At 37.6% G+C, this 14,416-nt stretch carries 13 protein-coding genes; 6 read left to right on the top strand and 7 right to left on the bottom strand.

Going from position 1 to position 14,416, the window contains the following annotated elements:
• Nucleotides 1-61 precede the first annotated feature (61 nt).
• The 7 genes from HDE68_RS15130 to HDE68_RS15100 form a co-directional block, all read right to left on the bottom strand.
• Nucleotides 62-418, bottom strand: coding sequence for an RNA polymerase sigma factor (locus HDE68_RS15130; RefSeq protein ID WP_183883049.1), 357 nt, complete (start codon nucleotides 416-418; stop codon nucleotides 62-64).
• A gap of 213 nt (nucleotides 419-631) precedes the next feature.
• Complete coding sequence (locus HDE68_RS15125; protein ID WP_183883048.1) at nucleotides 632-1,267, bottom strand: cysteine hydrolase family protein; 636 nt, start codon at nucleotides 1,265-1,267, stop codon at nucleotides 632-634.
• 79 nt (nucleotides 1,268-1,346) lie between these two features.
• Entirely contained in the window at nucleotides 1,347-1,925 is a 579-nt protein-coding gene (locus HDE68_RS15120; RefSeq protein WP_183883047.1) for a Crp/Fnr family transcriptional regulator, read from the bottom strand.
• A gap of 2 nt (nucleotides 1,926-1,927) precedes the next feature.
• Nucleotides 1,928-2,881 (bottom strand): DUF4249 family protein, encoded by a 954-nt coding sequence (locus HDE68_RS15115; protein ID WP_183883046.1) that lies wholly within the window; start codon nucleotides 2,879-2,881, stop codon nucleotides 1,928-1,930.
• 2 nt (nucleotides 2,882-2,883) lie between these two features.
• A complete protein-coding gene (locus tag HDE68_RS15110; protein ID WP_183883045.1) occupies nucleotides 2,884-5,430 on the bottom strand; it encodes a TonB-dependent receptor domain-containing protein in 2,547 nt (848 codons plus the stop codon).
• Nucleotides 5,414-6,412, bottom strand: a complete 999-nt coding sequence (locus HDE68_RS15105) for a FecR family protein (RefSeq protein ID WP_183883044.1) — start codon at nucleotides 6,410-6,412, stop codon at nucleotides 5,414-5,416. The genes HDE68_RS15110 and HDE68_RS15105 overlap by 17 nt, the downstream gene beginning before the upstream one ends.
• A 19-nt stretch (nucleotides 6,413-6,431) precedes the next feature.
• Nucleotides 6,432-7,016, bottom strand: a complete 585-nt coding sequence (locus HDE68_RS15100; RefSeq protein WP_183883043.1) for an RNA polymerase sigma-70 factor — start codon at nucleotides 7,014-7,016, stop codon at nucleotides 6,432-6,434.
• A gap of 166 nt (nucleotides 7,017-7,182) precedes the next feature.
• On the opposite strand from HDE68_RS15100, the gene HDE68_RS15095 reads away from it, so the two are divergent.
• The 6 genes from HDE68_RS15095 to HDE68_RS26655 all read left to right on the top strand — a co-directional run bounded on the left by HDE68_RS15095 (nucleotide 7,183) and on the right by HDE68_RS26655 (nucleotide 14,411).
• On the top strand, nucleotides 7,183-7,698 hold the full coding sequence (locus HDE68_RS15095; RefSeq protein WP_183883042.1) for a hypothetical protein: 516 nt from the start codon (nucleotides 7,183-7,185) through the stop codon (nucleotides 7,696-7,698).
• A 26-nt stretch (nucleotides 7,699-7,724) separates the two neighbouring features.
• Nucleotides 7,725-8,195 (top strand): Dps family protein, encoded by a 471-nt coding sequence (locus tag HDE68_RS15090; protein WP_183883041.1) that lies wholly within the window; start codon nucleotides 7,725-7,727, stop codon nucleotides 8,193-8,195.
• A 118-nt stretch (nucleotides 8,196-8,313) separates the two neighbouring features.
• Complete coding sequence (locus HDE68_RS15085; protein WP_183883040.1) at nucleotides 8,314-10,461, top strand: hybrid sensor histidine kinase/response regulator; 2,148 nt, start codon at nucleotides 8,314-8,316, stop codon at nucleotides 10,459-10,461.
• Nucleotides 10,462-10,626: 165 nt separating this feature from the next.
• Nucleotides 10,627-11,940 carry a M16 family metallopeptidase gene (locus tag HDE68_RS15080; RefSeq protein WP_183883039.1) on the top strand — a complete coding sequence of 438 codons (1,314 nt, stop codon included), beginning with the start codon at nucleotides 10,627-10,629 and terminating at the stop codon, nucleotides 11,938-11,940.
• A 30-nt stretch (nucleotides 11,941-11,970) separates the two neighbouring features.
• Entirely contained in the window at nucleotides 11,971-13,413 is a 1,443-nt protein-coding gene (locus tag HDE68_RS15075; protein ID WP_183883038.1) for a M16 family metallopeptidase, read from the top strand.
• A 125-nt stretch (nucleotides 13,414-13,538) separates the two neighbouring features.
• Nucleotides 13,539-14,411, top strand: a complete 873-nt coding sequence (locus HDE68_RS26655; protein WP_183883037.1) for a helix-turn-helix domain-containing protein — start codon at nucleotides 13,539-13,541, stop codon at nucleotides 14,409-14,411.
• Nucleotides 14,412-14,416 lie beyond the last annotated feature (5 nt).

The raw sequence follows: 14,416 nt of genomic DNA, 5'->3' as shown, positions 1-14,416 counted from the left end.
GATTAAACTGAAACTCAGTTTAATCAATGCTCTTTTTAGTTTTGGATCCCGATTGAGTAATTTAGTTTACGCCGTTATGTATTGAGGCTAACATGATGTATTTCAGCCCTCTTTCAAAAAATGGTCCGGCCTTACCTTCCCGGTATAACTTCAAAACATTGGACCGTAAAGACGATAACAGATAAGGGAGTAGTTTATGAATTTTTTGACTTTCCTTTTCTTTCCATAGATTGAAATATACTTCCTGTACAATTGATTCTACTAAATCTTTGTCTTTTAATCTTTTATAAGCATTGTTATATAATTTCTTCCAATATCTGTTAAAAATCTCATCAAATGCCCCCCGGTCACCCTGTTTTAAATACTTTAACAACATGGTGTCGCTAAAGTAACTGTAGACGCTCTTTTCTGGATCCATAATCACCTTTTTAAATCAATTAATTACCTGTTTTTTTATCAAGTATATAAAAATAACAGGTAATTATTCTCATCATAAACAGCTCAAATTTTATATTTTTTTGCTAAATGCATTTAAAATACCAGATTGCTATTATCAGGAATTGTGATTTTAGAAGTCTGATTCAATGTGTGTTATCTTTTCGATCGAATGCTGACCTGTTTGTGCTTGCGGTTAGTTTTGCCTAAGAAATTTTTCAGTAGAACTTATTTCTGCATAATAGAAATTCAGTGCTGCAATTAAAGCATTCTGAACCTCTTCTGCTTTTACCTTTTGACCATTGGCTTCCAGGTCCCTTGTGGCTGTTGCATCTGCTATAACTTCGCAATTAAAGCCATAATCTTTGGCGGCTTTGACTGTGGCATCAATACAAACATGCGTCATCATACCTGCAAATACCAGATTTTTAATGTTTTTGCTTTTAAGGTATTCAAGTAAATCTGTTTCACGGAAACTATTAGGATAATGCTTTACGATTAGTTTCTCATTTTTTAAAGGAGTAACATCTTTATGTAATTCTGCACCCTTTGTGTCCGGAAGAAAAAAAGTTGCCCCTTCCTGCAACGCGATATGCTGCACATGAATAACGGGGATACCTGCTTTTCTACTTTTTTCAATTAGTTTTTTAGCGTTATTACTGGCTTCATTTGCATTAACCAGTGTCATTTTACCACCTGGGAAATAATCATTTTGAATGTCAATAACAATTAATGCAGTATTTGCATTGGAAGGCTTCTGAGCAGAGGCAGAAGGAATACTACAGATGGTAAGCAGGCAGCCTGCACCGATGTTTAAGATTGCTTTTTTCATGTTCATTTTTTTTTATGAAACAAAAGTACAGCAGCTCTTTTTACGAAAAATTGAACTAGTTCAATGCCTTGAAAAATAATCAGTTTCGAAAAAGCTTTTTCCTGATCTTGTTTAGAAATTCGTGGGTGATACCAAGATAAGCCGCTACCTGTAATTGAGTTAACCTATCCTCTAAACCCGGATATTTCTCTATGAATTCTATATAACGCTGTGCAGCAGTCTTGCCAATAGAAGAGATGACCCTGCGTTGAAATGATACCAGTGTCCTCTGGTTCATAATCCTGAAAAGCTTTTCGACTTTGGCTAATTGATTGTAAAGAATATCTTTATCAGGTTTATTGATACATAATACCTCACAGTCTTCTAAGGCCTCAATATTCAGAATAGCAGGGACCTGATTAGTAAAACTATCTATGTCTGTTGCCCACCAGTCTTCTGTAGCAAAATAAAGGATCTGTTCTGAACCATTTTCATCCAGGTAATAGACTTTAAAACATCCTTTAGTGACGAAGCCTTCATATCTGCATATTTCGCCCGCTCTTAATAGAAAATCTTTCTTTTTTACTTTTCTGAGCTGAAAATTTGCACAGAATTGTTCAAATTCTTCCTCTGTAATCTGAATGTGCTTTTCTATGTTTTTACGCAACAGCTGGAACATATTTAGTTCTTTAGTATGATTTTTTTGACATACGCACCTCCCCAGATTCCAAGTGCATTAACTATATTTCCTTTAATCGGAACATCTGTTATACCAGCCAGGCTTTTTGCAGCCTGCAAATCAGAACTGTATAAGTAATTAAAATATACAGGATCAGTTGATTTTACAACAAGTACATATTGAATGTTTGCCGTATTTGATAACAGATTCTGATAGTAGATTTCCAAAGTAGTTTTACCTCCGTTGAATGTTTTATCCGTTAAAAAAATTCTGCCTGAATTGTCTTTTAAGACATTGTATTTTACATTCTCAGTTCTGTTGTCGGCTGTTTCAATATATATTCTGCTGAATTTTGTATTAAAGGTTGTATCACGTTTGGGTTCCAGGTTGGGTTTAATTTTGAGCAGTTCAGTAAATTCAGCTTCTGAATTTACTTTTATCTTTTGTCCGTTCTCCAGATAATAACGGTCTACAGTAAATGGTTTTGCAAGTATTTCAAAAGTATAGGCATTGATTTCCAGGCTCAAATCAACTATTTCTGCTATCAGTGAGCTGGCATCCTGCTCAATAAGATTCAAATTAAATGCCGAAGGTATAGTGGTTTGGGCCTGATAAGTTTCTCCATTATAATTGACTGCCAGTTTATATTGCTGGCCAGTCATTGCTTTTTTACCCGTATAATTTCCCTTGCTTTGGTAAGTGTATTTTTCTATCAGCGTATTATTTTTATCCAATAGGCTGATCTGTGCATCTTCAACATCAGGAAATGCTCCCTTTGCAGTGGAAAAAACAGAAGTACTCAGATTGATTAATGCATCATCTTCCTGGTTAAATTCTCCTAATACAACCAGTTTTGCAGGATTTTTACTGATATCTACATTCGTTTCTTTTTCACAACTGCTCATAGATAGTAAAATGAGTAATGCCAGAAGATTTTTCTTACTGTAAATATGCATACTTAGAATTTATAAGTAAATGTAAAATAAGGAATTAGTTTTAATTTGTCCTGCTCCAGAATATAAACATGCGTTGTACTATTATCAATTGATGTCAATACCGTTTTGGACTGAGGATTAGCAATCGCATTGTACATACCTAAAGACCAGATTCTTTCATGTCCGTTTCTAAACTTCCGGGTAAGGTTCAAACCGAGATCAAGTTTGTAATTACTGGAAAGGGTGTAGTTGTTTAAGCCGGAAATTATATAAGTATTAGGAGCAGAAATATTGCCCAGTACATCGTCCAGACTTTTATGGATCGTTTGAGGTACTGTAATATGCTGGCCGGTTGTGTAGGTCCATAAAGCAGATATTCCAAGTCTTTTTCCTAAAGAAGCATTGGCTGCAATATTAAAATTATGCCTGAAATCCTGATTTAAAGGAAAACTCTCTCCTAAATTAAGTGCTTTAAACTGACCGGTAGTTTTGGAGAGGGTATAGGCCATTTGGAATCTCAGCCAGTTGAACTGTTGTACATAACTGAATTCTATACCTTTACTTATCCCTTTTCCAGGAACCAGGCGATCTTCTATTTTCTTGGCGAAATAACCATTCGCAATGTCCTGTCCGGAACCCAAGGCTAGTAAATTGGTCATTTCTTTGTAGTAAGCTTCGATAGTGAAACTGCTTGTTTTACCAGCCTGCAGGCGATAAGAGAGATTTAAGATTTCTGAGATTTCTGGTTTGATATATCTGCCGCTTGGGATCCTGAATTCAGTGGGAAATGAAAATCCATTAACGGTAAACTGATGGATAAACTGAGCCATTTTTGAATAAGATGCAGTAAGCACCTGGTTTTCATTTAGGCGATAAGAAAGCCTTATACGCGGCTGTAGGGTATGATAAGTTGTTTTACCAGATTTAAACCCTGCATAGTGCAGGCCTGCAATAAGTTCTGCATGATCTCCGATTTTAACTTCGTCTTCAACATAAGCATTGAAGTTCAATGTGTTGATTTTTATGCTTTCGGAGGAGGTAAAGACGGCCGGAAATATAAATGAATTCAGGTTCACACCCCCTCCAAAATTCAGTTTAAGGTCAGGTCTCAGGTAGTAGTTGAAATCGCTTTTTATACCATAGTCTTTCACCGTAGAATAGATCTTGTCCGGCAGTGCATCAATGATTAATGGTTCTTTGCTATCAAAACTGTTTGTATACTGACTAAAAGTAACTGTCGTGTTTTTAAAGAGCCGGGGGCTTAGAATTCTATTCCATCTGAAAGCAATGAGCCGGTTACCCCATTTCAGTGTGGATCTGTAATCTTTCTGCGTATTCGTTGAATCAGGAATCAGATTAGTCTTCTGCCGGTAGGCATCACTCCCTAAATAGGCACTGATATAAAACCTGTTATTTGGATCAGCTATATAATTTAGTTTTAAATTGATGTCGGAGAAATAATAAAATAGACCTGCATTTTCCAAAGCTTTTGCACCCAGTAAATCCAGCCAGCTTCTTCTCATATTGAATGAAAAGGATGCTTTTTCTTTTACAATTGGTCCTTCAAGCCCTACAGATGCATAAAGTAACCCAATAGTCGCATGGCCATGATATTTTTCCATATTACCATCACGTGAGCGGATATTGAGCACTGAAGAAAGACGGCCTCCATATTTGGAAGGGAAATCACTACGGTAAAAATCTACGCTTTTTAATACATCGGGATTGAAAATAGAAAACATTCCGTTAAAGTGATTGATATTATATATAGATATATCGTCCAGTGTAACCAGGTTCTGATCGGCATTACCGCCTCTTACAAACATACTTACAGAGCCTCCGCTATTACCAGCCACACCGGGGTAGAGCTGTACGGCCCTTACAACGTCTTTTTCTCCAAGAAATGAAGGCAGCTTACCGGCTTCTTCCAAATCGACATGATCTCCTCTCAGATTTAGATTGCTCTGGGCTTCTGTACTTTTTGTGATTTTCAATTCGGGCAGGTCCAGACCCGATTTCATATAAATATCTTTTCTTATGTTCCCATTTTCAAGATCAACTTCCATACGAACAGGATCATAGCCTGTATGCGTGATGTTGAGTAAATAAGTGCCTTTTTCAAGACTAATGCTATAAAAACCAAATCCATTGGAGGTTGCAGTGCTGTGACTTTCTGGCTCTGTGACATTAGCTCCAATAATAATTTCACCGCTACCCTGTTCCTTGATTATACCACTAATAGTGATTAATCTGGGGTTGCTGATTAAAAGTATTTTGCCTTCATATTCTTTAATGCGGACAGATTCTGCACGGAGGACTTCTTCCAGTAATTCTCCGACGGTTTTTATTCTGCCAGACAAACTTACTTGCCGTTTCATCCGGATATTGTCCGGATTGTAGGTTAATAGTACACCAGTTTGTTCTACCTGGGTCAGGAAGTAGGAGATATGGCCTTTTCTTACCGGGAGTTTAACAGGCGTGTTTAATAAGCTGGTCCTATTCTGTGCATTTAAAAACACAGGAACCAGTATCAGGAAAAGAAAAAAATAGATTTTATTGCCTGTTGTCATTCTCACAGGCTAAATTATGGATTAATATGTAATCTTTTTTAACCTCGTAATTAAACTTAAGAATGAGTTTTAATTCATCCAGAACGCTGTCTAATGATTTGTTTGTAAAAAAGGTAGCTGTCACCGCGCAGGATGAAGCATTACTATCCAATATAATTTTTCTGTGATAAGTGGTTTCGAGTGTTTTGACTACGTTAGCCAGCTGCTCATTTTTGAAAACCAGGCGGCCTGTCTTCCAGGAGAGCTCATTTTCTGAAAGAACTGAGTCTTTTTCCAGCTGATTGTTATTTAGTATCCCTCTGTTTCCAGGTAAAAGTGTAACCATAACATCACGTTTGGTCGTACTGCTTAACTGAACTTTACCAGTTTTTACAATAACTTCTACTTTGTCCGAACCGGTGTTTACATTAAAAGAGGTTCCTAATACTTTAATTTCTCCTTTTCCTGCATCGACAATAAAAGGCCTTGCGGGGTTTTTTGTGACTTCGAAAAAGGCCTCTCCTTCGAGTCTTACCTGTCTTTTATCAGAAGATAAATGCTTGAAATATTTTAATGTGGTGTTTGCGTTTAGTGAAACGATTGAACCGTCTTCAAGTGTAACACGTTTATTGGCCAGATTTCCTGAGGTAACTGTGATGAGCGGATTGTAATAGCTGCTGTAATAGATCAGGCCAAAACTTGTAACCAGGAATAAGGCAGCAGCGACAGACATCCATAACCTGCGCTGTGGAGCTCTCTCAACCAGTTTAATGGTTTTATTTTGCTTTCCCCTGATTTGCGTGTCTATTTTATTCCAGCTATTTTCTAAATCAAATTCAGGTATACGGGAAGCAGCCTGATCGGTTTGCATTATCAATGCTTGCAGACGTTTATATTCCTGTGGGTTGGATGCAATCCACAGCGCTACTATATCCTGTTCTTCAGGAAGAGCTTCGCCGTTGAAATGTTTGGCCAGAAGAGTGTTAATGTCTTGATTTTGCATGTTGTCTGTTAAACAGAAATTAAACGTAAAAATTTGGGATACCCCTATGCCCGATAAAAAAAATAAGTGAAAGTAAAATAGAAAAGGGGATATAATGCGTGCGGGCAAATTCACGCATGATTCCAATTGCTTTTCCCATTTGGTTTTCTACTGTTTTAATAGAAATCCCCAGTTCATTTGCTATTTGCTGATAAGTTAATTTATCAATTCTGCTCATTCTGAAAATTGCACCACATTTTGGCGGGAGGAGGGCTAAAGCCTCATCAACCAGTGCCTGAATATCTGTATTTTCTTTCGTGTCTTCTTCTGCCGGGGTGTCTGTTATTTGATTAGAAACAACTTCATCCTCCATGGATATTGTATGAACCTTTTTTCTCAGTCTTGAAATGCAATTATTACGTACAGCAGTAATCAGGTAATACAATGCATTTTTATCATTGACCATTTCCTTTTTTATCTCCCAGAATTTAACAAAAACTTCCTGTACAGCATCCTGACTTTCATCACTGTCCGCAAGATATTTATAAGCATGCATGCATAAGGTATGATGATGCAGCCGGAATAACTTTTGAAAATCTGAATATAATGGTTCGTTTGTGTGCATAGGTTAACAGCCGTGGTCCTGTTAAGGCTTGTTATAGCGCAAAGGTAAAATTATTTGTAATTGTTCAGGCATATAGATGTTTTGAAAAAAAATAAAATAAGGAGTGGGGGTATTTGCTGTTCTGGTCGTCTATTAACAAAAGGAGAAAATCATCAAAACTTAGGATATGAGAAAAATCACTGGTGCAGCTGTTGTTATGATGATAACGGGGCTATTGACTCAGGCAAAAGCCCAGGATTTTAGGCCGGGAAGAGTAAATAGCATCAGATTATCACAAAGTTTTATAAGAGCAGAATCAGATTTTTCTATGTTAACTGTTTTGGGTTACCGGTATCAGTTTATAGAAAAGATAAGAATCGGAGGGGATCTGGGTTATCAGGGATGTAGTTATTCAGGAAACAAGGTCAATGAATTCACATTCGCAGCAAGCACCGATTTTACTTATTCGCAAGGCAGAACAGTGGAGTTTTATGGTATGGTAAGCGCCGGGTACAGTATACATACCGGGAAAATTGATTATCCGGACAAGCCTGTAAATGAAAAACGCAAAGACGCTGATAAAATTATTTATCAGATTAACCCCATCGCAATGCGGGTCGGTAATAGCAGGATTTCAGGTTTTGCAGAGCTTGGCTGGGGTTACAGAGGTCTGGTTACCGCAGGTGCTGCCTTCAAATTTTAATACATACACACAAATCTTTTAATCATATGGAACCAATTCTAGGAGTTATAGAAAGAAACTCTGTCAAAACAGCACAAGCACTGAATGTAGTTTTAGCAGATGAATTTCTGCTTTATACAAAAACAAGAAACGTGCATAGTAATTTAGATAAGAATGATCTCCACCGCAAAATCATGCTTTTTAAGGCACAATATGAAGAATTAGAGATTATTATGGACAGTATTGCAGAGCGTATTCATTCTACAGGCTACAATATTCCGGCTACGCTGGAAGTATTTCTGGAACTGGAGCATCTTGCTGAACAATACGAGCTTAAAAATGACGGTATGGAAGCTATTGCTGATTTGTTGGAAGACCATGAAAGTCTGATCATCCGGTTACAGAAAAAAGCGGCTTATTTTGGCAACGAACTGCAGGAATCTGGTGTTGGCCGTTATATTATTCAGCTCATAGAGATGCACCAGAATATGATAGGATCACTTAAGATTTATTTGTAATCAGAACAGCCCCTGTGGGATACAGGTTGGCCATAGGGGCAGCATCTGACCTAAATATGAAGAAAGCATAAAAAAATATGGTATTTTTGTGCTTCTGTATGAATGAAATAACAACGCTTTGAAACCAACCTACACTAAATTTCTATCGAGAAAGATTATTCTTGCCTTTGTGGCTGGAGTTATTATCCTTGCTATAGCTGCACTTTTTGTACGTTATTCTATTACGCATAAATTAGAGAACCTTTCAAAGTTTACGCGTCATATTGAGCGGGATCAATCTAAACCACAACGTGCTTTATTATTACTTCACCAGGCGGAGGATGATTTTCAGGAGTCCCTTTTAAGTACTGACAGCACTAAAAATAATGCCTATAAAGTGAAACTGTCGCAAGCTTTTGATGAGATTGATTCGCTGCTTAAGGAAGATACTGACACAGCAGGTTTATCAGCTTTACAACGTGATAAAGTTCGTTACTGGTACCATGAGAAAATAAAACTTTCAGAAAATCTATATACGCTTAAGCATAATTTTGATTCACTGCTTACCGCTTATACTGATCTCAATCAGAATCAGAAAAATCTGCCGGCAATCAGTACGGTAATTCATACCCGTAAAAAAAATGCGAAGACCGATACTGATACGATACGTAAAGATGTAGTCGTTAAAAAGAAAGGTCTTTTTACGAGATTGAAGGATGCTATCTCCAATACCAATGCATCCCGTGCAGGCATTATTGAGATCAATCATAACCGTACCAGTGGCTCTATTGATTCGGTTACGATGAAAATTGCCGGAAGAGATAAAAGGGCCTATACCAAAGGGATTCAACAGTTACAGGAGCGCAATGCAAGGTTACTGACTACGCAAAAGGAATTAATTACCCTGAATATCCGTATCAACAATGAGATGGAACGGATCATTAATGGAGTGAAGGAGATTAATTATAGTATCGTTGCTGAATTTAAAGAAATGGCTTTTAAAAGCTATCAGGAAACTACGGCTTTGTTGAATAAATTCTATCTTGCTGCATTAACTCTGGTACTGATATTTGCTGTATTGCTGATTATTTTCATCATTAAACTTGATAAGTCAGAGGTATTTCTGCGTCAGGAAAATGATCGTGCAGTTACTATTGCGCAACAAAAAATGGACTTGCTGTTACATATGAGCCATGAGATACGTAACCCGTTAACAGCAATTAAAGGGTTTCTGTATATTTTCAGCAGAACAAACCTTTCTCCACGTCAAAAAGAAATGCTGGGTTCTATTACATTATCTTCTGATATGCTGCTGCTTACCCTGAATGATACGCTTGATGCTGCAAAAATGGAAAGCAATGAGTTTAAGATCAATGCAGAACCATTTAACGCGGATTATGCCTTGAAAGAGGTGATAGAAAGTATGGAGTTCAGTGCGGCCAAGAAAAAACTTGCAATCGGTTATAATTTCGAAGGAAATAAAGAAGCGGTATTATCAGGTGATAGTTTCAGATTGAAACAAATTATGGTTAACCTGTTAAGTAATGCCATTAAATATACCAATACCGGAGGGATTACTGTAAATGCTAAATTGATAAATGTAAAACAGGAAACCAGGTTAGAGATTGGTATTACAGATACAGGTATGGGGATCAGTACCGAACAGCAGGCAAACTTATTCTCTAAATACTATCAGACTAATTCTGCTAAAGGAAAGACCGGAACAGGTCTTGGGCTTTATATCTGTAAACAAATGGTGGAGTTACAAAAGGGGGAGATCAGCGTAGAAAGTAAGGCTGGTGAAGGCAGTACTTTCAAATTCTATATTCCTTATCAGGATGGTAGTACGGTTGAGAATACACCCGATAAAACCGGGACAGATGCTCAGTTACTGTTACTTAGTGGCATAAGTATCCTTGCTGTAGATGATAATGAACTGAATTTAATGTTTCTGAAAATGATGACCAGTAAATGGAATGTCAGATTTCATCAGGCATCCAATGGCATTGAGGCTCTGGCCATTTTGCGTAAAACACCTGTAAACATTGTTCTTACTGATATTCAGATGCCTGAAATGGATGGATATGAACTGCTCTCGGCCATCAGAAATTCTGATAGCCCCATCAATAAAATACCTGTTATTGTAATTAGTGGCAATGAGGCAGAAATCGAAGATGCAAATATTAAAGCAAAAGGGTTCTCTGGTTTAATTACTAAACCGTTTATTGATGCAGATCTGGTTCGGGAAATCTCGGCTGTTATGCCTTCTGAATCGGAAAACTCTTAATTTTCTTTTTTCTTTTTTTGTAATTTTAGACTAATACCGGAGTCTTAGAACTAAATTGCTCTATTTCCCGGAACTCTTTTGTCTTTTTTGTACATCAACAGCAGAAAGATAACTGGTGTCAGGAAAAATCAGGCTAATAATTATAAAAAAACGGATAACCTTATTATGAAACAAAAATTATTACTAACAATGGCCATTTCGGGTTTGTTCCTGAGTGCTTCGGCGCAAAAGGTAAAATTCACCGAATATGATATGGACAATGGCTTACATGTTATTCTGCATCAGGATAAAACAGCACCTGTAGTAGCAGTATCTGTGATGTACCATGTAGGTTCAAAAGATGAGGAAGAACAAAGAACTGGTTTTGCGCATTTTTTCGAACACTTGCTGTTTGAAGGCAGCGATAATATGAAACGCGGTGAGTTCATGAAAATTGTGAGCAGTAATGGAGGAGAGAATAATGCGAATACTTCACAGGACAGAACATTTTATTATGAGGTATTTCCTTCTAATCAGCTGGAACTGGGTTTATGGTTAGAAAGTGAGCGCATGCTGCATCCAAAGATTGATGAAGCAGGTGTTAAAACACAGAATGAAGTTGTTAAAGAAGAAAAAAGGTTGCGCATTGACAACTCTCCATATGGTAAATTCACAGAAAAGATATTTGCCCGTTTGTTTGAAGGTCATCCTTACCGCTGGCAGCCAATTGGTTCTATGGAGCATCTTGACGCAGCAAAACTGAGTGAATTTATCGCATTCTTTAAGAAATACTATGTCCCAAACAATGCCGTGTTAACTATTGCGGGTGACCTGGACATTGACAAAACAAAAGCTTTGGTACAGAAATACTTTGATGAAGTGCCAAAAGGAGCACCGGTTGTGAGATCGGCCTATACGTTAAGACCAATTGAAAAGGAGATTATTGATACAGCTTATGATGCAAATATTCAGATCCCTGCCATATTCGCAGCTTACCGTGTTCCGGGTATGAAAAGCCATGATAGTAAAGTTTTAGGATTAATCAGCACATTGCTTTCTGGTGGCGGAAGTTCAAGATTAAGCACTAAAATGGTAGATGAAAAGAAAACGGCTCTTCAGGTCGCAGCTTTCAACTATAGTCTGGAAGATTACGGTGCTTATATTACTTTGGCTTTACCAAATAATAATACCCCGCTCAATGATCTTTTAAAAGATATTGATGCAGAAGTTGCCCGTTTACAGACTGAGCTGATCAGTGAGTCTGAACTAAAGAAATTGCAGAACCAGTTTGAGAATAGTTATGTAAGTGCAAATAGCAAAATGATTGGCGTTGCTCAAAATCTTGCCAGTGGATATACTTTTCACGATAAGGATACCAATGATATTAATGAAGAATTGGAAAAGGTAAGATCCATAACGCGTGAAGAAATCAGGGATGTAGCCCGTAAATATTTGAATAAAAATCAGCGTATTGTTCTTTACTACTTACCTAAGAAATAGTATAATTCTAATCAAGATTAAAATCAGAAAATGAAGAAGATATTCATATTTGCCATAGCAGCACTGTTTGTTCAGAATGTTGCGGCGCAAAAATTAGACAGAAGTCAGAAACCAAAACCAGGCCCGGCACCTGTACTTACCTTTGCCGATCCTGTAATCTATAAGCTTCCTAACGGAATTACAGTGCTTGTAGTCGAAAACCATAAATTACCTAAAGTATCTGCTACTTTTAGTATCGATGCCGGACCAATCACTGAAGGTGCTAAAGCAGGAGTGATGTCTTTTCTTAGCGGATTAATGAATGAAGGGACAACAACTAAAACAAAAAACCAGTTTGATGAAGCTGTTGATCAATTAGGAGCGGATGTCAGTGTTTCTGCCGGTGGCGGTAATACCTCTGCATTAACCCGTTATTTTGATAGTGCATTCTTGCTAATGGCCGAAGCTTTACGTCATCCTTCTTTCCCGGAGCCTTCATTTGAGAAGTTAAAATCTCAGGCGCTTACCGGATTGAAATCAAGCGAACGTAGTGCCAAAGCGATTTCAGGGCGTGTAGTTAAAGCACTGGCTTATGGTGTGAATCATCCTTATGGAGAATTTGAAACCGAAAAAAGCATCAATTCAATTACGTTGAATGATGTGAAAACAGCTTACAGCAAATATGTTACCCCATCCAGAGGCTACCTTACTTTTGTTGGAGATATTAAGCCTGAGGCGGCAAAAGCGTTGGCTATTAAAGCGCTTGGAGACTGGAAAGGTGCTTCTTTAACGCTTCCGGTACTTTCAAAAGTAAGTAATCCTGCTCAAACAGAGATTGATGTCGTTGATGTACCCAATGCTGTACAGTCAGAAATTACGGTCACAAATCTGATTGATCTGCCATTAAGCAGTCCGGATTATCATGCTGTTTTATTGGCAAATGAGATTTTGGGCGGTGGGGCTGATGCTAAACTTTTCAGAAATCTGAGAGAGAAACATGGATTTACTTATGGTGCATATTCATCAGCAGGTACGGGACGTTTTCAAGCGCAATTCCGTGCAAATGCAGCTGTAAGAAATGAAAAAGTAGATAGTGCGGTAGTAGAATTTCTGAATGAGATCAAAGTGATGCGTACAGAAAAAGTAAGTGCTGATGATCTTCAGAATGCGAAGAATTTATACAACGGATCTTTTGCATTGGGATTGGAAAATCCGGCACGTATGGCCGGTTTTGCCAGTAATATCCTGATCAACAATCTTCCAAAAGATTTCTACCGTACTTATCTTCAAAAGATTAATGCGGTTACAGCAGATGATATTTTGCGTGTAAGCAAGAAGTATTTTGGTTATGATGATACACGTGTTGTCATTGTGGGTAACCAGGAGAAATTTGTTCCGGGTTTAAAGAAAAAAGGTTTTGTAGTTAAAACATATGATAAGTTTGCAGCTCCGTTAACTACAGTTCCGGCAGCAGCTGGAAAGACAGCTGAATAAATTTTATCAATTGATAAAAGCTCCGGTGAATGACTGGAAAATATATTTCAGCTATTCATCGGAGCTTTTTTATTATACAGCTATAATTTCTCATCTTTGAACATATAAATTCCAATATTTTTATTGTGAAACGATTAAAGAGCAAGCGCACGACCATACCTATTCATAAACTCCAGGAACGCACGGATCTGGGGATACAGCTTCGCTATTTTACCCATTTCAAAAAGGAAGATATGAGACATCTCGGTGCGCACAGGGATGATCATTATATCTTTATTATGCAGGATAATGGAGGTAGCAGTATCGTTCTGGACTTCAAAAAAATAATTGTAAGAGGTAGCGCTGTTCTTTTTATTCTGCCGGGGCAGGTGCATCATGTGCCCGAATCAGAACAGACATCTGGCTGGTTTATGGCCATAGATTCCTCTTTGGTAGATAAGAATTATAATCAGATTTTTGAAGAACAGGCACTTCATCAGCAAAGTCTGGAGGTTAACCCTGAAAAACTTAACCAGTTAATTAAATGTATGGAACTGTTGTCAGGAATGTTTGATTCTTCGGGAAGACCGTCAATGCCGGTAACGATAATTCATTCTTTAGCTTCTGTTTATATTGGGCTTTTTGCAGATCTTTATAAGTGCAGCGCCCCTGGGAAAGATAAGCAGAATTTAAGACCAGAGGTAATTACCCGGGAATTTAGGGCAATGGTATGCCGACAGTTTAAAACCCTTAAAAATCCAAGCCAGTATGCTGATGCCCTTTCACTTTCTTTATCTTATCTGAATGAAGTGGTTAAAGCTGTGACCGGTTCTCCAGTAAGTTACTGGATACATCAGGAAGTTGTTCTGGAAGCTAAAAGAATGTTATATTATAGTGATTTGAGCGTGAAAGAAATTGCTTTTTCACTGGGTTATGATGATCATGCTTATTTTTCCAGACTTTTTACCAAAGTATCTGGTATCCCGGCAGTCAAATTTCGTAAGTACTACCGCGAATAGTCCAA

The organism is Pedobacter cryoconitis, from assembly GCF_014200605.1.
In the GTDB taxonomy this organism is placed as follows: Bacteria; Bacteroidota; Bacteroidia; order Sphingobacteriales; family Sphingobacteriaceae; genus Pedobacter; species Pedobacter cryoconitis_B.
This window is presented reverse-complemented; position numbering and strand designations above follow the sequence as displayed.